Below are 19,760 nucleotides of genomic sequence, written 5' to 3'. Positions count from 1 at the left end.
CAGACCTAGCAACGCGGCGAGCCGAGCGGAACCACCGGAACGGAAGTTTTCCGCCACTCATTCCTTTTGCAAAGCTCAGACAAAGGAGATTTCCCATGCCCAGCCGCGTTCTCATCGTCGCCACCAACGGTTTCGAGCAATCCGAACTCACCGGGCCGCGCGATGCGCTCAACCAAGCCGGCATCGAAACCGTGATCGCCAGTCCCGAAAGCGGCGAGATCAGGGGCTGGCAGCACACCGACTGGGGCGACAGCGTCAAGGTCGACGCGGCGCTGGATTCGGTAAGCGCGGACGGGTTCGATGCGCTGGTGCTGCCCGGCGGCCAGATGAACCCAGACGTGTTGCGCACGAAGCCGGAAGCCGTCCAACTGGTGCGAGACTTCCTGGACGCCGGCAAGCCCGTGGCGGCGATCTGCCATGGCCCCTGGCTACTGGTGGAAGCCGATGTCGTTCGCGGCAGGACCGTGACCAGCTGGCCCTCGATCCGCACCGATCTGCGCAATGCCGGAGCCGAGGTGGTCGATCAGGAAGTCACGGTGGATGGCCTGCTCATCACCAGCCGCAAGCCCGACGACATTCCGGCGTTTTCGCGGGCCGTGATCGAAGCGGTGCAGAACGCGACGGCAGCCGCCTAATCCCCCGTCGTCCCGGGCTTGCCCCGGGACCGCTGGCCGGGAACAGCCCAACCCACGTCAGGGCGCCGTTCCGCGAGCATGCGCCTCAAGGCCGCCAGCGGTCCCGGATCAAGTCCGGGACGACAGCCCCCACGCACATCAGCCGATCTGCATGTCACGCGAAACGCCGGGGATCCGCACTTCCAGTCCGTCCAGGGCATCAGTCAATTCTATCTGGCACGACAGGCGGCTGGTTCGCGCCACTCCGGCGGCCAGATCCAGCATGTCTTCCTCGTCCATCGAGGCAGGCTCCAGCCGGTCGAACCAATCGGGCGAGACGATGACATGGCAGGTCGAGCAGGCCATCTGGCCCTCGCACGTTCCTTCCAGTGGCATTCCCACGCCTTGCGCCACGCGCAGCAGCACGTCTCCCGTCTCGGCCTCTGCCAGGACGAGTTTTCCTTCCGCGGTCAAGAACCTAACGTTCAGCAACTCAGACTCCCTGCGCCGCTGCTGCGGCTTCTATTCGTTCGCAGGCATCCATCAGCTCCCCAAAGTCACTATATCGCCCGAATCCCAGACGGATAGAGGCTTTGGCGTCTGAATCGGACAGTCCGATCGCCTTGAGCACGTGGCTGGGCCGACCCGAACCGCTCGCGCAGGCCGAACCGGCGGAAAAGGCCAGATCGCGAAGGTCCGACATCAGGCGGCCCACATCCAGCCCCGGCAACCGCACATTGAGGTTTCCGCGCCAGCGATGCTCCGGCGAACCGTTGAGCAGCCAGCGTGAGAGCACCTCGCGTGCCGCGCTCCACAAGGTCGCAACCCTTGCCGCATCCTCATCCATGCAAGCTGCCGCCAGCTTGGCGGCAGCCCCGAACCCCGCACAAAGCGCAGGGCTCAGCGTCCCGGAACGCAAACCCTGCTCCTGCCCGCCACCGTGGATCATCGGCGCGAGTTCCACCCCGTCCCGGACCCAGAGCGCGCCGATCCCCTTGGGCCCGTAAAGCTTGTGCGCCGAAAGCGCGATCAAATCCGCGCCGCTGGGCGCTTGCAGCTTTCCCGCTCCCTGAACGGCGTCGCAGAGAAACAGCGCTCCAAGGGCATGGGCCCGTTCGGCCAGAGCCTCGGCCGGCTGGATCGTGCCGATCTCGTTGTTCACCTGCATCACCGCGACAAGGCCGACATCCGCCGGGAGCGCGGTTTCCGGATCGACCAGCCCGGCCCCGTCTACCGGCAGAACGGCGAGGCCAGGATCGATCGCCCGTGCGGTATCGAGCACGGCGGCATGTTCGATTGCGGAGACGGCCAGGCGCTTCCTTCGGCTTCCCGCCAGCGCCAGATTGATGGCCTCGGTCGCTCCCGAGGTGAAGACCACCCGCCCGCCCGAAGGCAGCAGAGCGGCCACCTGCTCCCGCGCGACTTCGACCATCGCGGCGGCAGCCCGGCCCGGCCGATGCGGACTATGCGGATTTGCGAAGCCCATGGCCTCCGGTCCGCCGAGCCAGGGCAGCATGGCGTCACGCGCCTCGGGCGCCAGCGGCGTAGTCGCCTGATAGTCGAGGTAGATCATGCGTTCACTTTGGCCCAGGCTTCGGCGAAGGCATCGAGCTGCTCCGGCGTGGTATTCCAGCCGATGCTGACCCGCACGGTGCGACGGGCGAGATCTTCCGCGATGCCGAACCGCTTGAGCACCCGGCTCTGCTTCAGCGTACCCGAAGAACAGGCGCTTCCGGCCGAAATGGCAAAGCCCGCGGCATCCATGCGGATGAGCATGGCCGTGGCCGCAAGACGCGGCGCGGCGAGTGCGAAGATATGCGAGCACGGCACGCCCGGTTGCAGAACCTCGCCGTGGCGGGCCAGCGCGTTCCTGAACTCGAAGCGCTGCTCTGCCGTAGTGGCCCAGTTCTCCCCGCCGCCCGCTTCCAGCGCGGCCGCAAGACCGAGCGCGCCCGGCAGGTTCTCGGTCCCGGCCCGATATCCGCGCTCCTGCCCGCCGCTGGGCTCGATCATGGCGAAGTCCTTCACCAGCAAGGCGCCGATACCGATCGGACCGCCAAGCTTGTGCGCCGAGAGGACGATCATGTCGGCATCCGGCAGCACCATCTTTCCCGCCGACTGCGAACAGTCCGCCAGGACCAGCCCACCCGCCTCGCGAACCCGTTCGACCAGGGGACTGGTGGCGTGGGGCAGGAGAACGGTGCCGGTCTCGGAATTGACCGACTGCACCGCCACGACGGCCCTGTCCGGCAGGGCCAGCGCATCCTTCAGGGCGTCGATGTCCACCTCGCCATCGCGCATCGGCAATTCCTGCGCGTCGGGCGCGGCACGGAACACCGCATCGTGCTCAACGGCCGAGACGAGCCGTCGCACCGCCTTCGCCCGCCCCAGACCGATAGCCAGGGCTTCGCTCGCGCCGGACGTGAAGATCACCTCGCCGTCCCAGCCGAGCGCTTTCTTCACCCGCTCGCGTGCATCCTCCAGCGCGGCGCGCGCGGCGCGGCCCTGCTTGTGCGGACTGGACGGGTTGGCCCAATGCGCGGCACCTTCCAGCCACGCCTCGCGCGCCTGAGGCAGAAGCGGCGTGGTCGCCGCATGGTCGAGATAGATCTGTTGGGCTGACATCGCTTGAAAAGTTGTTTTCGGAGCGAAGGTTTCTATATAGCGATCTTCCCTTTTTCCACTCCCGCGATGGCTGGCGAGAAAATCGCCGCCGTTTTCGCGGGAGTTTCAACAGGTCAGGTTCGCGAAACTTATGCCCGCAGTCATCTTCCCCGGACCCGAAGGTCGCCTCGAAGGCCGCTTCCAGCCGGCGCCGCGTCCGCGCGCGCCCGTAGCGATGATCCTTCACCCGCACCCACAGGCCGGCGGGACGATGAACGATCGCATCACGCAGCATCTCTACAAGACCTTCGTGGCGCGCGGCTTCGCGACCCTGCGCTTCAATTTCCGTGGCGTCGGCCGTAGCCAGGGCAGCTTCGACAACGGCGTGGGCGAACTTTCCGATGCGGCGGCGGCGCTCGACTGGGTGCAGTCGATCCATCCCGAAGCCTCGACCACCTGGATCGCCGGCTACTCGTTCGGCGCGCTGATCGGCATGCAGCTGCTGATGCGCCGCCCCGAAATTCGCGGCTTCATCTCGGTCGCACCCCCGGCGAACATGTACGACTTCTCGTTCCTGGCCCCCTGCCCCGCTTCGGGCATCCTGATCCAGGGCGCGGGCGACACCGTCGCCACCCCCGTCGCCACGCAGAAGCTGGTCGACAAGCTGCGCACGCAGAAGCACATCACCATCCACCATGACGAAATCCCGCGCGCCAACCATTTCTTCGAGAACGAAATGGACGACCTGATGCGCTCGGTCGACAATTACCTCGACATGCGCCTTGCGCCGGACTGCCCGATCAAGTGACGTGAACAGTTAGCGCCCGCACAGCGGGCGCTACGGTTCACGTCATCCTGAACTTGTTTCAGGGTCCATCGTGGTTCTGGATCTGAGACCTGTCGGGATAATCCGCCATTTCCGCGCGGAATCGGACACCTCCAGTCCAGACCGAGAAATGGACCCTGAAACAAGTTCAGGGTGACGATGCATAAAGGTTGGGCATAAAGGTTGGTTACGAACCAAAAGGCGCCGCGAGCTTACTCCGGCGCCTTTTCCGTATCCGCAGCCTTCACCAGAGACTCGCCCTCCGAGTTCGGCAATGTCCAGATCGCGACGTTTGCAATTAGCACCGCCGCCAGCACCAGCATGAGCCCCGCCTGCTTGCGATTGCCGCCCCGCCGCCAGAGCACGACCGCGCCCAGCACGAGCGCCACGATGGTCAGGGTCATCAGTGAGAGGGCAATATCCATGGTTTATCCCCTAACCCACTCCTCCGCATCGCGCGAGCGGGTTTGACAGGCGCAGTCGGCCCGGCCAGATTTCGCCGCCATGAAGAACCCTGACATGACCGCCGCATCGCTCTCGCGGCGCACCACGCTCCAACTCCTCGCCGCGGGCACCGCCGGTATGGCGCTGCCCCGCGTCGCCTGGGCCGCTGCCGCCTCGAACCAGCAGAACGCCGCTGCCCTGCTCGATTCGATCGCCTGGCGCCTGCTCGATCACAACCCCGAAGGCGCGACCGGGCTCGGCATCGATGTCGGCGCCCATGCCGCGCTGCGCGCCAAGGCGGAAGACCGCTCCTTCGCCGGCAAAGCGGCCCTGGCACAGACCCTGCGCGAAGACCTCGCCCGCGTCGAGGCATTCCCGACGGCCGGCCTCGACCATGCGACGCAGACCAGCCTTGCCGTCGTGCGCAGCGCCTACAAGACCTCGCTCGACGGCTTTGCCCAGCCCTATGGCGACGTTGCCGTGGGCGGCTGGCGCAACACGCCTTACGTCGTGATCCAGAACGTCGGCGCCTATCTCGACACGCCCAAGTTCCTCGACGCCGACCATCCGGTGAAGTCCGCCGAAGACGCCGAAGCCTATGTCTCGCGCCTCTCGCAGTTCGACAAGCAGCTCGACGGCGAACTGGAACGCATCCGCAAGGCCACGGACCAGGGCCTCGTCCCGCCCGATTTCCTGCTCGACCGCGCCATCGCGCAGATGACCAGCACGATCGAGGATGCCCGGAACAACGGCGGCGGTCTCGTTAGCTCGCTGGTGGGCCGTACCAAGACCATTCCGGGCAATTGGGAAGCCCGCGCCAAGGCCATCGTCTCCGCCGAAGTCGTGCCTGCGCTCGAACGCCAGCTTGCCGAACTCAAGCGCCAGCGCGGCCTCGCCAAGAGCGACCCCGGCATGCGCGAGCGTCCGCACGGCGCGGAATTCTACGCCTGGGCCCTGCGCGCCAGCACCACCACGCCGGTCCCTGCCGAAGACATCCACCGGCGCGGACTTGAAGAACTGGCGGCGCTGCACGCCCGCATAGATCCGATCCTGCGCAAGCTCGGCTATACCACCGGCACCGTGGGCGAACGCATGACGGCGCTGGGCACGGACAAGCGCTTCATGTTCTCCGAAGGCGATCCCGGCCGCGCCGAGATCATGGCCTTCATCCGCCACCGGATCGACTGGATCCGCGCCCAGATGCCGCGCGCCTTCCGCGATCCGGTGAAGGGCAATGTCGAAGTGCGCCGCCTGCCGCTGGCCGAGGAACCGGGCGCGCCCACCGCTTATGGCGGCGCCGGTTCGATTGACGGTTCGGTTCCGGGCAAGATGTGGATCAACTTGCGCACCACCGACCTGCACCGCAAGTATGACCTGCCAACGCTGGTCCACCACGAAGCGATTCCCGGCCACGTCTGGCAGGGCGAATACGCCAACCGCCTGCCGCTGATCCGCTCGATCCTGGCCTTCAACGCCTATTCCGAAGGATGGGCGCTATACGGCGAGCAGCTTGCCGACGAACTGGGCGCCTATGCTGACGATCCGGTCGGCCAGCTCGGCTATCTCCAGTCGATAGCCTTCCGCGCCTGCCGTATGGTGGTCGACACCGGTCTCCACTCGAAGGGCTGGACGCGCGAACAGGCTGTGCGCTTCTTCATGGAGCAGAACGGGAACAAGCGCGAGGAAGTGGTCAACGAAGTGGACCGCTACTGCTCATGGCCGGGTCAGGCCTGCGGCTACAAGATGGGCCATTCCGAGATCAACCGACAGCGCACCCGCGCCCAGCAGGCACTCGGATCGCGCTACGACTTGCGGGACTTCGACCAGGCCGTGGTCGATGGCGGCAACGTGCCGCTCGACGTGCTGGCGAAGAACATCGACAGCTATATCGCCATCCGCAAGACGGGTTGATCCGAGCTGAAGCGTTGAACGAAAACGTCGTCCCGGGCTTCGACCCGGGACCGCTGGCAATACTTGAGGCAAAGCATCGCAGAGCAGCGCCCGCACGAAAAGTGGGCGAAGCTCGGCCAGCGGTCCCGGATCAAGTCCGGGACGACGATTATCCGCCTACATTCGTGATCGCGCTCACTTCTTGCCGAAGAAGCCCTTGGCCATGTCGGTCAGGTCGTCAATGACGCTGCCGTCGCCGTCCTTGTCGAGAAAGGCCGTGAATTTCGAAGGGTCGCTGCCCACGAGGCTGGCGAACTGCGAGAGCGAGCCTTCGCCGCCGATCGCTGCGATCACCTGCTGGATGGTGCCGACCCCCAGGCCGGTCTTTTCGGCCGCCAGCTCGGCAGTATCGCCCGGTTCCTGATGTGCCAGGCCCAGGGCCGCGATTGCCTTTTCGGTCGTGCCCGTATCAAGCCCCAGCTTTGTGGCGAGGTTCGCAACATCGGGATGATCGCTGACTTGTCCAAGGATACCGTCGAATAGTCCCATGGTCATTCTCCTAGAGGGGGACCATGAAGATGCACGGTATTGATGACAAAACAAGGGGCTCCATGGCCTAAGCCAAGGAGCCTCCCTGTAATCAGGCAGAGTTTATTTCAACGCGGCATGTTCAGGCCGCGACGGGAGCCGCTATTGGCGCCGCCTTGCGAACGCCTTCGTCCACATGTTCCTCGAACTGCGCGAAGTTGTCGATGAACTGCTTTACCAGCGTCTGCGCGGTCTTGTCGTATTCCGCGCCATCGGCCCAGGCACCACGCGGATCGAGCAGCTTGTCGTCCACGCCTGGCACCGCCACCGGAACCTCGAAGCCGAAGTTCGGATCTTCCTTGAACCGCGCATCGTTGAGGCTGCCGTCGAGCGCGGCATTGAGCAGCGCGCGAGTCGCCTTGATCGGCATGCGCTTGATGCCCTCCATCGTCGCCTTGCCACCCGACCAGCCGGTATTGACCAGCCAGCACTTCACGCCGCCCTTGGCGATGCGCTCCTTGAGGAGGTTACCGTAGACCGAGGGGTGACGCGGCATGAAAGGTGCACCGAAGCAGGTGCTGAAGGTCGCTTCCGGTTCGGTTACGCCGATTTCGGTGCCGGCAACGCGCGCAGTATAGCCCGAGAGGAAGTGATACATGGCCTGATCGGGCGTGAGACGCGCGATCGGTGGCAACACACCATAGGCATCGGCGGTGAGGAAGATGATGTTCTTCGGCACCGGGCCCAGGTTCTTTTCCGAGCAGTTGGGAATGAAGTCGATCGGATAGGAACCGCGGCTGTTCTCGGCCAGCGTATTGTCGTCGAGGTCGATCTGGCGGGTGTCCGGATCGATCACCACGTTTTCCAGCACCGTGCCGAACCGCTTGGTGGTCGCGAAGATTTCCGGCTCTGCCTCGGGCGAGAGGCGGATCATCTTGGCATAGCAGCCGCCTTCGAAGTTGAACACGGCGGTGTCCGACCAGCCATGCTCGTCGTCACCGATCAGGGTGCGCGAAGCATCGGCCGAAAGCGTGGTCTTGCCGGTGCCGGAAAGGCCGAAGAACACCGCCGTGTCGCCTTCGGGGCCGATATTGGCCGAGCAGTGCATCGGCATCACGCCGCGGGTCGGCAGCAGGTAGTTGAGGATGCCGAATACCGACTTCTTCATCTCGCCCGCATAGGCCGTGCCGCCTATCAGGATCAGCTTCTCGGTGAAGTTGACCGCGATCACGGTTTCCGAGCGCGAACCGTGACGCTCTGGATCGGCGCGGAAGCTGGGCAGATCGATGATCGTATATTCCGGCTCGAAACGCTCCAGCTCGGTCTCGGTGGGACGGACCAGCAGGGTGCGGATGAACAGGTTGTGCCAGGCGAACTCGTTGATGACGCGAACGTTGACGCGGTGTTCGGGCTGCGATCCGCCGAACAGGTCCGCAACGTAAAGCTGGTCCTTCTCGGCCACGGCGGCGAGGAAATCCTGCTTCAGCGCGGCGAAGTGCTCCGGCGTCATCGGCACGTTGGTCTTGCCCCACCAGACCGTATTCTCGGTCTCGGCATCCTTGACGATGAACTTGTCCTTGGCCGAACGCCCGGTGTGCTTGCCGGTGGCCACGACGAACGGACCTTCGGCGGCGAGCACGCCTTCGCCATTTCTGATGGCCTGCTCGACCAGAGGCGCGGTGCCCAGGTTGGCCAGGATCTTCGCCCTGGTTTCTATGCCTTGGCTGGCAAGCGAATATTTAAGGGTAGCGGCCAATGTCATCTCCTCCATTGAAGGCGGGACCGGCGGGAACCGGACACGCCCCGACATTTTTGCGCAAGAATCGGCTGGCGATTATTCGCCTGCCTCCTTTTCCGTCAATTTTTTGCAAAAATAAATGGAGCGAGCGAGGTAGGACGAATGCACCCGGACCATTCCGGTGCAATTTCGGGACGAGCCGCAAACCCGTGGACGGGCCGGCGGGCCATCGCTAACTACAGCGTTCGATTGCACGGAAGGAACGCAGCGCAATCCATGGTCGAACCCAAGGCATCCTCCAGTTCCGGCACTCCAGCCGCCCCCCTACCAGGCTCCCCACCGGGCAGTACCTCCACCGACGAGATCGCGCCCGCGCGCCCTCGCCAGCAGTCGATCGCGCTGGTGGATGACGATCGCAATATCCTCACCACGGTATCGATCGGCCTCCAGGCCGAAGGCTTTGCCACGCGTCTCTACACCGATGGCGAAACCGCGCTGAAAGCCCTGACGGACAATCCGCCGGACCTGGCCATCTTCGACATCAAGATGCCGCGCATGGACGGGTTGCACCTGCTCCAGGCCCTGCGGGAACAATCCAGCCTGCCGGTGATCTTCCTCACCTCGAAGGACGAAGAGCCCGACGAGGCGCTTGGCCTGGCCATGGGCGCGGACGACTACATCACCAAGCCGTTCAGCCAACGCCTGCTCGTCGCCCGCATCCGCGCCATCCTTCGTCGCAGCGAATTGGCCAGGGCCGGAACCGAGGAAACCGTTCAGGAGAACCTGCCCGATCCGGTCGTGCGCGGCCGGCTCAGCCTCGATCCGGCACGCCATCAGGTGACCTGGAACGGCGAGCCGGTTTCCCTGACCGTCACCGAGTTCCTGATCCTGGAAGCCCTGTCCCTGCGGCCCGGCGTGGTGAAAAGCCGCAACCAGCTGATGGACGCGGCCTACAGCGAGGACGTCTACGTCGACGACCGCACGATCGACAGCCATATAAAACGCCTGCGCCGCAAGTTCCGGGCGGTCGATCCGGAATTCTCCGCCATCGATACGCTCTACGGCGCCGGCTATTCCTTCACCGATGGCTAAAGGCGACGCGCCCCAACGCAAGCGCAAGCGCCGCAAGGCCTCCTTGCCGATCAGGCTGGGATTGTCCTGGCGCGTCTCGCTGACGGCGCGCATCCTGGCCGTGAACGTGATCGCGCTGGCCCTCCTCGCCGGCAGCCTGTTCTATATCGATTCCTATCGCCGGGAGCTGCTGGACGAACGCTTCCGCCTCGCCCGCGCGGAAGCCGAGGTAGTCGCCATCGCCCTGGCCGAAGAAAACCTCGAACACCGGCGCGACCTCATCGCGCGGATCGGATCGGGCCAGGCGCTGCGGTTGCGGCTCTTCGATGGCAAGGGCGCGCTCGTGGCGGACAGTTTCGCCCTTGCCAAGCCGTCCTACACCCTTGTCGATCCCGCCAGCGAACCCTGGTTTCAGGATGCCGCCCGCGCGCTCGACAAGGGCATGGACTGGGTGCTCGGATCGCCGCCGGTGGCGGATTATCACGACGCACCAGGTGCCGGCGCATCGGCCTGGCCGGAAGTGGCCGCAACGCTCGCCAGCGGGCGCACGGAAGTGAGCCACAAGGCCGCGCCGGACCGCACGCCCGTGATCATCGCGGCAACCCCGGTCGGCAAGGGCGGCGAAGCGCTCCTCGTCACGCGCAACGCCCGCGACATCACCGAAAACGTCCGCATGGCGCGGCAGACGCTCGCGATCATCGTCGGCGCGGCGCTTACGGTGTCGATCCTGCTCTCGCTGTTTCTGGCCCGCACCATCGTGGAGCCACTGCGCAAGCTGGTGCGCTCCGCCGTACGCGTGCGCCTGGGGCGGGATCGCAGCGTGGTGGTCCCGCGCCTGCCGGACCGGCGCGACGAGATCGGCCTGCTTGCCCGCGCCATCTCCGACATGAGCGGCGCCTTGCGGCAACGCATCGACGCCGTGGAGAGCTTTGCCGCCGACGTCGCGCACGAGTTGAAGAACCCCCTCACCAGCCTGCGCAGCGCACTCGAAAATCTCGACCGTGTCGACGATCCGGCGCTGCGCCGCCAGCTTCTAGGCATCGCCAAGGACGACGTGCGGAGAATCGATTTCTTGGTGACCGAGATCGCTGACGCCAGCCGCATCGACGGCGAACTCAGCCGGACGACCTTCGAGCCGGTAGACATGCTGCGCCTGGTCCGCGCGCTGGTGGCGGAGCGCGAGCAGCGCGGCGTCAACGGCGCCTGTCCCATTCAGGTGACCCGCGAGGCCGATGGCCCGCTTTTCGTCGCAGGCGACGCCCCGCGCCTGGAGCGCGTGCTCCAGAACCTGCTGGACAATGCGATTTCTTTCTCACCGGAAGGCACCCCGATCGAAGTCGCAGTCGGTCGCAATGAAGGCCGCATCACGCTCTCCGTCTCCGACCACGGCCCCGGCATCCCGGAAGGAGCACGGGAAAAGATCTTCGAGCGCTTCCATTCGCTGCGCCCCACCAGCGAAGAGTTCGGAAAGCACTCCGGCCTCGGCCTCGCGATCGCGCGCACCATCGTGGAAGCCCACTATGGAAAGCTGCGGGCGACCGATCGGACCGACGGCAAGCAGGGCGCGCGCCTGCTGATCTCACTTCCCGCCTGGCTGGGGGAATGACGATGACGGATGCTTTTACCCGGCAATCGACCTGCGTGGCGATCAAGGACCGGGCCGTGCTGATCGAGGGCGCATCCGGCACGGGCAAGTCCAGCCTTGCGCTGGCTCTGATCGATCGCGGCGCGCAACTTATCGGGGATGATGGCGTGCTCCTTGGGAAACGCCACGGTCGCCTCCACGCCCAGCCCCATCCGAACACGCGCGGCCTGTTGGAAGTGCGCAATCTGGGCATACTGCCCTTCGCTTGCCGGGACGAAGCTCCGGTGGCCCTTGTCGTCACGCTCGATGACGGGGCGCCAAGGTTCATCGAAGCGGCGGACAGCCTCGTCATCGACGGTGTTTCGCTTCCTGCCCTGCGCCTATGGCCCCACGCCGGACCGCTGGCGCTGAAGGTGGAGCTGGCCTTGTTGCATTATGGCCTCACCTAGTGACAACCTGTAGGATCGCCTCTTTTCTTTCCCGGCAGCCGGGCGCAAACACCCCCCGATGCAGGACAATCTTCCCCCCGAGACGGCTCCCGAAGCTGTAGAACGAGCCCATCGCCAGAAAGTGCTGCTGGTCACCGGCATGCTGGGTGCCGGCAAGACCACGGTCCTGCGCGTGCTGGAGGATCTCGGCTGGGAAATCATCGACAATTTCCCGGTGCGCCTGCTGGAACGCATGATCGAGGGCAAGCCCTCGGACGACCCCTCGCCGCTGGCGATCGGTTTCGATTGCCGCACGCGCGGCTTCAATCCGGAGCGGGTCATCGCCCAGGTGAAGGCCCTGGGCGAGCGGCAGGATCTCGAGGTCACCACGCTGTTCCTCGACTGTTCGAGCAAGGAACTCGAACGCCGCTTCAACGAAACCCGCCGGCGCCATGTCCTCGCGGCCGACGGCCCGGTGGATAGCGGCATCCGCGCCGAGCGTGAGCTTTTGGCGCCCCTTCGGCGCTGGGCGGACATTCTCGTCGAAACAACCGAATTCACATCTAACGACCTGCAACGTGCGATTCGCGAACGCTTCGCCACGGACGAGCCGGAAGACCTCACGATCACGATCTCCAGCTTCGGCTTTTCACGCGGGATGCCCCCACTGGCCGACTTCGTTTTCGACATGCGTTTCGTAAACAACCCACATTGGGATTCCGAACTGCGCCCGATGACCGGACAGGACGCTCCGGTGGGCGATTACATCCGCACCGATCCCGCATTCGATGAAGCTTTTGCGCGGATTCGCGACCTTCTTCTGCTGCTGCTTCCGCGTTATCGCACCCAGGGCAAGGCCTATGTGCATATCGCCTTCGGATGTACCGGAGGGCGACACCGCTCCGTTTTTACGGCCGAGCAGATGGCTGCGGCCTTGCGCGAAGCAGGATTTTCGCCCACATTGTTGCATCGCAACCTGGGCTCGCGGGCTGCTGATCTTCTCGAGGGGGGAAAGTCTCGAAGGGGTCCGGTAGCGTGAAAGAAGATTATATAACCCGGTCGCATTCGCAGGAAATTCGGAGCCTAATCCCAGCATGATCGGCATGATCCTGGTCACTCACGGCAATCTTGCCGAGGAATTCGTACACGCGATGGAACACGTCGTCGGAGACCAGTCGGCGGTGGCTACCGTCTGCATCGGTCCCAATGATGACATGGAACGTCGTCGCAGCGAGATCGCCCAAGCCATCACGGCCGTCGACAGCGGCGAAGGCGTCATCATCCTCACCGACCTGTTCGGGGGTACGCCTTCCAACCTCGCCATCTCGCTGATGCAGGCCGGCAAGGTGGAAGTTATCGCCGGAATCAACCTGCCCATGCTGATTCGCCTGGCCAAGGCGCGCGCCTGCATGTCAGTGCGCGATGCCGCCGCCGCCGCGCGCGATGCCGGCCGCAACTACATCACGATCGCCAGCGAATACCTGGGGCAAGACGCCGCATGAGCGATTTCCGCGAGACGGTTCTCATCGTCAACAAGCGCGGCCTGCACGCCCGCGCGAGTGCCAAGTTCGTCAACCATGTCGCCGAACTGCCGGAATCGGTATTCGTCACGGTCGGGAAAGACGGCACCGAAGCAGCCGGCAATTCCATCCTTGGCCTGATGATGCTGGGCGCCGCCAAGGGCGACAGCATCGAGATCGCCTGCAAGGGCGACGGCGCGCAGGATGCTCTTGCCGTTCTGGCCACGCTTGTGCGCGACGGTTTCGGCGAAGAATGACCCCTGCCGACCGCGCGGCTTACCGCCGCACCATTACCGGTTTCTCGAACCCGCTGGTAAAATTCCTGCGCTCCCTGCGCGAGAAGAAGCACCGCAAGCGGGAACAGCGCTTCCTGGCTGAGGGCCTGCGCCTGCTCACCGATGCGCGCGAATGCGGCATCGTGCCCGAAATGCTTGTTATGGCCATCGGCCGCGATCCGCATCCCCTGCTCGACACGCTTGAAGAAGCCGTTGCCGCCGCAGGGGGGGAGATCGTCGAGATGGACGTGGAGATTCTTGCCAAGGTGACCGGCAAGGAAAACCCGCAGGCAGTCGCCGGTGTCTTTGCCGAGTTCGACACGCGGATCGCCAACCTCGACCGGGCCGCGGCGCCGATCTGGCTGGTCGCGCAGGCCCTGCGCGATCCCGGCAACCTCGGCACCATGCTCCGCACCGGCGACGCGGTTGGAGCGGGTGGGCTGATCCTCCTCGACGACTGCGCCGATCCTTTTTCCGTGGAAGCCGTTCGCGCCAGCATGGGCGCGATCTTCACGCAGAAAATCGCCATAGCCCGCTGGGACGAGTTCCATGACTGGCTACGGGCAGGCGACGGGCAACTCGTGGCCGCCTCGCTGCGCGACCCCACCGACTATCGGCTAGCGCCCTATGCCGCGCCCTGCTTCCTGATGGTGGGCAACGAATCGCAAGGCTTGCCGCAAGCTTACGAGGAAGCCTGCGACCTGCGCGTCACCATCCCCATGCGCGGCCGGGCCGACAGCCTCAACGCCGCCGTGGCCGGCGCCGTGCTCGCCTACGAAGCTTTGGCGCATCTTGAGGGCGATACCTGAGCGGTACGTTCATCCGGGCATCATCTGGGATGTGTAGAGTGGCGCGATCATGCGCGCCGTTTTATTTTCATGTTGCCTCCTCTCCCCAATCGCTGCCTTCTGCGTGGCATCCTGCTCCGTGGAAGGAGAGGATTCGCCCCTCGCCCGAACGACCTGGCGATTCGCCCTGATCGATGGCCAAAGGCCCGATTCCAATGATGCCAGCCTGACCTTCGAAGGTCGCAAGGTGGGCGTGCAGGTCGGCTGCAACCGCATGGACGGTCCGTGGCGCATCGACGAGGAGCGCCTGATCGCGGGGCCCCTCGCGCTTACCGAAATGACCTGCACGATTCCGGCCTGGGACCAGGAAAAGGCCGTCAACGCTCTGCTTGTGGCGACGCCGCGCTTTGCCATCGAAGGCAACCACATGATCCTGCAATCGAGCGGTCACACCGCCGAACTCGTGCGCGAAGGCGGGCCGATGGAACGCCCCACCCGCACCGCCGGGAACTGACCCTTATTCCGCGATTTCGGGCAGGATATTCTACTGCGAGGGTGGGCTTTCGGCGATTGCCTCGATCTCTTCCGTAACGGCCTCCGAACCATAACGCGGCGTCGATTCGATCTGCGGCACATCGTCGATCTCGCGCTTGCCGATCTCGATGTGCTTGTCCCGCAGGCGGCGGCCGGAACTGAGCACGTTGCGTTCGAAGCTGCCGACGAACTTGTTGTAGTTGTTGACCGCCGATTCGAGTCCGTTGCCTACCCGCTTCAGATGTTCGCTCGCAGTCGCCAAACGATCGTAAAGTTCGCCGCCCATCCTGCCGATTTCGCGCGCCTCGCGAGCAAGGCCATCCTGCCGCCAGACTTGCGCCACGGTCCGCGCAATCGCGACGAGGTTGGTGGGTGTAGCCAGCAAAACCTTGTTACGGAATGCGAAATCCCAGAGTTCCGGATCCTGCTCCAGTGCCGCAGCCACGAAATGCTCACCCGGCACGAACATGACGACATAGTCCGGCGCATCCTCGAACTGGCTCTGATAGCTCTTGGCGCCCAGAGTCTGCACGTGATTGCGCATCGAGGCGACATGCTGACGCAGCGCGGCATCGCGGGCGACCTCATCCTGCGCTTCGAAAGCCTCCTGATAGGCGTTGAGCGAAACCTTGGCATCGATCACCAGCCGCTTCTGGCCGGGAATGTTGACGATCGCGTCGGGGCGAAGACGCCCTTCCTCGGTATCGATCGAGTGCTCGGTAACGAAATCGGTATGTTCGGACAGACCGCATTGCTCCAGCACGTTGCGGAGCTGCTGTTCGCCCCAGCGCCCGCGCGCCTTGGGTGCATTGCGTAGCGAATTGCCAAGCCGCTGCGCCTCTTCGCGCACCTTTTCCTGCCCTTCGCGCATCGACTGGATCAGGCCCGTAAGCTGGCCGAAGGAATCGACTCGCTTGGCCTCCAGCGCGGACACCTGCTGCTCGTAGGACTTCAGCCGCTCGCCAACCGGCGCAAGCAGCGTGGCGATACGCTCGGCATTGGCCTTTTCGCTTTCCTCGAACCGCGCACCTGCGCGCCGCAGGAAGGCGTCCTGAGCGCCGGCCAGCACTTTGGCCCCGGCATTCTCGAACTCCTTCCGCAACGCTTCCTGCGCTTCGAGAAGAAGGCGTTTCTGCTCGTCGAAATTGGCGGACTTCTCTCGCAGCGTCGCCAGTTCCGAAGCCAGCTCGCGCTGTTCGCGGCGTAAGGCATCGACGATACCGGAATGTTCCGCACGGGTGCGTTCGAGAACCTGCGTCAGTTCGCCGCGCGTGCGATCGAGCAGCTGTACATGCTCGAATCGCAGTCGCTCAACCGTCTCGCCGTGCTCCTTGCGCAGCCCATCCACCGCCAAGCCATGGTCGATACGGGCGCGCTCAAGAGCATCGGCGAGATCGTCGGCACGGGTGGCACGCTCCGTAGCGCTCGCAAGATCGCGGATGGCGGCCCGGAAGCGCTCGTCCAGATCGCGCGCTTCCCGGTCGCGCGCTTCGTGCCTTGACCGCCATTCGGCGACCGGCCGGGAACCGAAGAACCAGCCGGCCCCAAGACCGACGACGAGCGCAAAAATGGCGATTACTGCTGTTTCCATTATTTCCCACTCCACAGGTGCCGCTGGGTTTCCCCAGCGGCAGAGCTGTGTTGGCTTCAGAGCATTCTCTGAAGATCGTGAAGAGCGTCCGATTCGTTGGCAAACCCTGTCCTGGAAGAAGCCACAATGGCTCCTGTGCAGTTCAAGATCAGCCAATGAACGCCATCATTCAGCCAACACAGAGAATAGAGCCGGTGATTCACGGCCGTTTTCCTTTCTGTGTTGCGAGCTGACTGCTTAGTTCGACGCTTCGCTGACGTTATCGCTCTTCACGCTATGTCTCGGTGGCTAAGCTCTTATCGAGGGATGCGCTTCGTTCGAAAAGATTCAACTAAGTTCGTGGGACCTTACAGCCTCAAGTTTCCTTGAACCAATCTGCTCTTGATTGGTGACTGCACACTACCGGAACGGACCATGAACGCAAGCGGGCCGTGGAATTATCCACGGCCCGCAGAAAATGCTCGCTTTAGAATTGGATCAAGCTGCCTTGCGCAGCTTGTCCAGCTTCTTGAGCGCCATCTGCCGCTTGAGGCGCGACAGGTGGTCGATGAAGAGAATGCCTTCGAGATGATCCATCTCGTGCTGGAGACAGGTGGCCATCAGGCCGTCCATGTCTTCCTCGTGGACGGTGCCGTCGAGATCCTGCCAGCGGGCGCGGATTCGCGAGGGACGTTCGACGTCCGCGTAGATCTCCGGAACCGAAAGGCAGCCTTCCTGGTAGACGGTATGATCTTCCGAAGGATCGAGGATCTCCGGATTGATGAAGATCCGGGGCTCGTTCCTGGTCGGCTGGTGCGTGTGGTGATGGCCGCCGTGGGCGGTGCACACTTCCGGCTCGGCATCCTCGTCGTCCGGCTGGAGATCGATCACCAGCACGCGCAGCGGCACGCCCACCTGAATAGCGGCAAGGCCGATGCCCGGCGCGTCGTACATGGTTTCGAACATGTCCTCGACGAGCGTCTTCAACTCGTCATCGAACTTTTCGACGGGGACCGAAACCTGCTTGAGACGCGGATCGGGAACTTCGAGGATTTCACGGATAGCCATGGTTGGCAAATAGGCGCGATGGCCGATTCCCGCAAGATGGACGCTTCGATGACAGTAATCGGGACGAAGATCCTACAATACCGGACGGCGCGCCCGGATCGCCTGAGCCAGCGTGCCCTCGTCCAGATAGTCCAGCTCTCCACCGACCGGAAGGCCGTGGGCGAGCTGCGTGATCCGTACTGGAAGCCCTTCAAGGCGCTCGGCAATATAGTGCGCGGTCGTTTGCCCTTCGAGCGTGGCGTTCATGGCCAGCACGACCTCGTCGATGCCCCCCTCTCCCACGCGGCTTAAAAGGCGGTCGATCGTCAGATCTTCCGGCCGCACCCCGTCGAGCGCGGACAGCCTGCCGCCGAGTACGTGGTATCGCCCGGTGAACAGGTGCGCGCGGTCCAGGGCCCAGAGATCCGCCACTTCCTCCACCACGCAAAGCGAGGTCCGGTCGCGGCGCGGATCGGCGCAGATGCCGCAAGGGTTGGTCGTGTCGATGTTGCCGCATGCCTGGCACTCGACGAGCGCTTCCCTCACGGCCGCCAACGCATCCACCAATTGCACCAGCGACGTCTCTCGACGCTTGATCAGCCAAAGTACCGCGCGGCGGGCGGAACGGGGGCCGAGGCCGGGAAGCCGCGACAGTGCGGCGGTAAGCGTCTCGATCTCTTGCGATGCCATGGCGCCGGAGATAGGGCCTTCGCAGCCTTAGAGGAAGTGTTTCGGAGAATTCCCCACACCATGCGCATCGTCTTCATGGGAACGCCGGATTTTGCGGTGCCCGCTCTCGTCGCACTGGTCGAAGCCGGACACGAAGTCGTGGCCGCCTATAGCCAGCCCCCTCGCCCCGGCGGCCGTCGCGGCAAGGAACTGACGCCCTCGCCCGTCCACAAGGAAGCGGAGGCGCGCGGGATCGAGGTGCGCCATCCCGTCTCGCTCAAGGGCGCGGACGAGCAGGCCGCGTTCGCCGCACTGGAAGCGGACATCGCCGTAGTGGCGGCTTACGGCCTGCTTTTGCCGCAGGCGGTGCTCGATGCGCCGCGCCTCGGCTGCCTGAACATCCACGCCTCGATCCTGCCGCGCTGGCGCGGCGCCGCACCGATCCAGCGCGCGATCCTCGCCGGGGATCCGACCACCGGCGTGACGATCATGCAGATGGAAGCGGGGCTCGACACAGGCCCGATGCTGGCCACGCTGCGCACCACGATCGACCGCAAGACCGCAGGCGAACTCACTGCGGAGCTGGCCGACAAAGGCGCCCAGCTCATGGTCGGCACCCTGCGCGATCTGGCCGTTCATCGCGCCGTCACCCAGCCGGAGCAGGGCGTCACTTACGCAAAGAAGATCGACAAGGCCGAGGCCCGGATCGACTTCGCGCAGGACGCCGAGCAGGTGGAACGGCAGATACGGGCGTTCATGCCTGCGCCAGGCGCCTTCTTCGAACTGGAGGGAGAGCGCTACAAGGTATTGGCGGCCGATCCGGTCGACGCCTCGGGCGAGCCCGGCGTGACGTTGGACGATTCGCTCACGATCGCCTGCGGCAAGGGCGCGATCCGTGTCACCCGTATCCAGCGCGCAGGCAAGCCGGCCATGGACAGCGCCGACTTGCTGCGCGGGCGGCCGATTCCGGCCGGCACCCGCCTGGGCTGAGCGTCAGGTCCGTTCGGGCGATCCGCGCGCGGGAAGCTGGCGAACGGGGGGCGCCTCGCTCGCCCAGCGTTCCTGCGCTTCACGAACCCGCTCGGCGGCCTTCGCCCAGCCTTCCGGCGATTTGTCCCGCACGCGGATGTCGAAGGCATCCGTAGCGCGAAACTCCAGGACTTCCGCGCCCTCAGGCCCGGCGACATAGGCATAGGGTACCGCGCTACCGACGAAGAAGCCGTCCCCTGCGAACAGTGTCTCGGTGCCCAATTCCACGCTTCCGGCGACGATGTAATAGAGGCAGTCGCAGTCGTGGCTATGGAGTGGCAGCGTGAACCCGCTCTTGAGCATGAGCCGCGCGAGGCTCATGCCCGGCCTGCGATAGGGCACGTCCACCCGTTCGCCCGTCTCCGGACCGGCCCCGGCGAACAGCGGGAGCGCTGCGATCATGTTCGGCGCTTCGCCCGCCAGGGTCATGCAGCCGCATTCGTCCAGCGAAGGCGCGTCGCAACCCCGGAAAATCTCGAAACGCGGTGCTTCCTCGGCCATCCGCCGCTCTCCCCATCTGCCTGCTGTCTGTCCGAAACGAGGATGCGCCCCTTCCCGCCTTGCGCCAAGCCGTTTGCAGCGGCCGCGCAGTCCTGTATC

General features: G+C 64.7%; 22 protein-coding genes. 12 read left to right on the top strand and 10 right to left on the bottom strand.

The window, feature by feature from the left end; all coding sequences use genetic code 11:
• Window positions 1-95: 95 nt before the first annotated feature.
• Window positions 96-635: a type 1 glutamine amidotransferase domain-containing protein gene (locus tag ACI3K3_RS14750; protein WP_404914923.1), complete on the top strand. Its 540-nt coding sequence runs from the start codon at window positions 96-98 to the stop codon at window positions 633-635.
• Window positions 636-773: 138 nt separating this feature from the next.
• On the opposite strand, the gene ACI3K3_RS14745 is transcribed toward ACI3K3_RS14750, so the two are convergent.
• Genes ACI3K3_RS14745 through ACI3K3_RS14735 form a run of 3 tightly spaced genes read right to left on the bottom strand, consistent with a single transcriptional unit; the run spans window position 774 to window position 3,239 of the window.
• Window positions 774-1,106, bottom strand: coding sequence for a 2Fe-2S iron-sulfur cluster-binding protein (locus ACI3K3_RS14745; RefSeq protein ID WP_313438156.1), 333 nt, complete (start codon window positions 1,104-1,106; stop codon window positions 774-776).
• Between the two features lies 1 nt (window position 1,107).
• Window positions 1,108-2,187, bottom strand: a complete 1,080-nt coding sequence (locus ACI3K3_RS14740) for a cysteine desulfurase family protein (protein ID WP_404914921.1) — start codon at window positions 2,185-2,187, stop codon at window positions 1,108-1,110.
• Window positions 2,184-3,239 carry a cysteine desulfurase family protein gene (locus ACI3K3_RS14735; RefSeq protein WP_404914919.1) on the bottom strand — a complete coding sequence of 352 codons (1,056 nt, stop codon included), beginning with the start codon at window positions 3,237-3,239 and terminating at the stop codon, window positions 2,184-2,186. Before ACI3K3_RS14735 ends, ACI3K3_RS14740 begins: the two co-directional genes overlap by 4 nt.
• 130 nt (window positions 3,240-3,369) lie before the next feature.
• Here ACI3K3_RS14735 and ACI3K3_RS14730 point away from each other — a divergent pair, with 130 nt between their 5' ends.
• Entirely contained in the window at window positions 3,370-4,026 is a 657-nt protein-coding gene (locus ACI3K3_RS14730; RefSeq protein WP_147219702.1) for an alpha/beta hydrolase, read from the top strand.
• A gap of 230 nt (window positions 4,027-4,256) precedes the next feature.
• On the opposite strand, the gene ACI3K3_RS14725 is transcribed toward ACI3K3_RS14730, so the two are convergent.
• Window positions 4,257-4,469: a hypothetical protein gene (locus ACI3K3_RS14725; protein WP_404914917.1), complete on the bottom strand. Its 213-nt coding sequence runs from the start codon at window positions 4,467-4,469 to the stop codon at window positions 4,257-4,259.
• Window positions 4,470-4,548: 79 nt separating this feature from the next.
• Here ACI3K3_RS14725 and ACI3K3_RS14720 point away from each other — a divergent pair, with 79 nt between their 5' ends.
• Window positions 4,549-6,399, top strand: coding sequence for a DUF885 domain-containing protein (locus ACI3K3_RS14720; protein ID WP_404914915.1), 1,851 nt, complete (start codon window positions 4,549-4,551; stop codon window positions 6,397-6,399).
• 174 nt (window positions 6,400-6,573) lie between these two features.
• Here the strand turns inward: ACI3K3_RS14720 and ACI3K3_RS14715 are convergent, their stop codons facing one another.
• The gene (locus ACI3K3_RS14715; protein ID WP_313438172.1) at window positions 6,574-6,927 is read right to left on the bottom strand and encodes a hypothetical protein; all 354 of its coding nucleotides are present in this window, start codon (window positions 6,925-6,927) and stop codon (window positions 6,574-6,576) included.
• 121 nt (window positions 6,928-7,048) lie between these two features.
• Window positions 7,049-8,662 (bottom strand): phosphoenolpyruvate carboxykinase, encoded by a 1,614-nt coding sequence (locus tag ACI3K3_RS14710; RefSeq protein ID WP_404914913.1) that lies wholly within the window; start codon window positions 8,660-8,662, stop codon window positions 7,049-7,051.
• Between the two features lie 258 nt (window positions 8,663-8,920).
• On the opposite strand from ACI3K3_RS14710, the gene ACI3K3_RS14705 reads away from it, so the two are divergent.
• The 8 genes from ACI3K3_RS14705 (at window position 8,921) to ACI3K3_RS14670 (ending at window position 14,825) form a co-directional block, all read left to right on the top strand.
• Window positions 8,921-9,736: a response regulator transcription factor gene (locus tag ACI3K3_RS14705; RefSeq protein WP_404914911.1), complete on the top strand. Its 816-nt coding sequence runs from the start codon at window positions 8,921-8,923 to the stop codon at window positions 9,734-9,736.
• Window positions 9,729-11,321 (top strand): stimulus-sensing domain-containing protein, encoded by a 1,593-nt coding sequence (locus tag ACI3K3_RS14700; protein WP_404914909.1) that lies wholly within the window; start codon window positions 9,729-9,731, stop codon window positions 11,319-11,321. The genes ACI3K3_RS14705 and ACI3K3_RS14700 overlap by 8 nt, the downstream gene beginning before the upstream one ends.
• A 2-nt stretch (window positions 11,322-11,323) precedes the next feature.
• Entirely contained in the window at window positions 11,324-11,749 is a 426-nt protein-coding gene (locus ACI3K3_RS14695) for an HPr kinase/phosphorylase (protein ID WP_404914908.1), read from the top strand.
• A gap of 58 nt (window positions 11,750-11,807) precedes the next feature.
• Window positions 11,808-12,767 carry an RNase adapter RapZ gene (gene rapZ / locus ACI3K3_RS14690; RefSeq protein WP_404914906.1) on the top strand — a complete coding sequence of 320 codons (960 nt, stop codon included), beginning with the start codon at window positions 11,808-11,810 and terminating at the stop codon, window positions 12,765-12,767.
• Window positions 12,768-12,822: 55 nt separating this feature from the next.
• The gene (locus ACI3K3_RS14685; protein WP_313438187.1) at window positions 12,823-13,230 is read left to right on the top strand and encodes a PTS sugar transporter subunit IIA; all 408 of its coding nucleotides are present in this window, start codon (window positions 12,823-12,825) and stop codon (window positions 13,228-13,230) included.
• Complete coding sequence (locus tag ACI3K3_RS14680; protein WP_313438190.1) at window positions 13,227-13,505, top strand: HPr family phosphocarrier protein; 279 nt, start codon at window positions 13,227-13,229, stop codon at window positions 13,503-13,505. The genes ACI3K3_RS14685 and ACI3K3_RS14680 overlap by 4 nt, the downstream gene beginning before the upstream one ends.
• Window positions 13,502-14,332: a TrmH family RNA methyltransferase gene (locus ACI3K3_RS14675; protein ID WP_404914904.1), complete on the top strand. Its 831-nt coding sequence runs from the start codon at window positions 13,502-13,504 to the stop codon at window positions 14,330-14,332. Before ACI3K3_RS14680 ends, ACI3K3_RS14675 begins: the two co-directional genes overlap by 4 nt.
• A 103-nt stretch (window positions 14,333-14,435) precedes the next feature.
• On the top strand, window positions 14,436-14,825 hold the full coding sequence (locus ACI3K3_RS14670; protein WP_313438196.1) for an META domain-containing protein: 390 nt from the start codon (window positions 14,436-14,438) through the stop codon (window positions 14,823-14,825).
• 30 nt (window positions 14,826-14,855) lie between these two features.
• Here ACI3K3_RS14670 and rmuC read toward each other — a convergent pair whose 3' ends face one another.
• From rmuC to recR, 3 genes are all read right to left on the bottom strand, one after another.
• A complete protein-coding gene (gene rmuC / locus ACI3K3_RS14665; protein WP_404914901.1) occupies window positions 14,856-16,436 on the bottom strand; it encodes a DNA recombination protein RmuC in 1,581 nt (526 codons plus the stop codon).
• A 477-nt stretch (window positions 16,437-16,913) separates the two neighbouring features.
• Window positions 16,914-17,483: a peptide deformylase gene (def, locus tag ACI3K3_RS14660; protein ID WP_313438201.1), complete on the bottom strand. Its 570-nt coding sequence runs from the start codon at window positions 17,481-17,483 to the stop codon at window positions 16,914-16,916.
• A gap of 72 nt (window positions 17,484-17,555) precedes the next feature.
• Window positions 17,556-18,152 (bottom strand): recombination mediator RecR, encoded by a 597-nt coding sequence (recR, locus tag ACI3K3_RS14655; protein WP_404914899.1) that lies wholly within the window; start codon window positions 18,150-18,152, stop codon window positions 17,556-17,558.
• Window positions 18,153-18,212: 60 nt separating this feature from the next.
• On the opposite strand from recR, the gene fmt reads away from it, so the two are divergent.
• On the top strand, window positions 18,213-19,121 hold the full coding sequence (fmt, locus tag ACI3K3_RS14650) for a methionyl-tRNA formyltransferase (RefSeq protein WP_404914897.1): 909 nt from the start codon (window positions 18,213-18,215) through the stop codon (window positions 19,119-19,121).
• Window positions 19,122-19,124: 3 nt separating this feature from the next.
• Here fmt and ACI3K3_RS14645 read toward each other — a convergent pair whose 3' ends face one another.
• Window positions 19,125-19,661 carry a cupin domain-containing protein gene (locus tag ACI3K3_RS14645; protein ID WP_404914895.1) on the bottom strand — a complete coding sequence of 179 codons (537 nt, stop codon included), beginning with the start codon at window positions 19,659-19,661 and terminating at the stop codon, window positions 19,125-19,127.
• Window positions 19,662-19,760 lie beyond the last annotated feature (99 nt).

Source organism: Novosphingobium sp. ZW T3_23 (assembly GCF_044987305.1).
In the GTDB taxonomy this organism is placed as follows: domain Bacteria; phylum Pseudomonadota; class Alphaproteobacteria; order Sphingomonadales; family Sphingomonadaceae; genus Novosphingobium.
The sequence above is the reverse complement of the archived record's forward strand: the minus strand, read 5'-3'. Positions and strand labels throughout refer to the sequence as shown.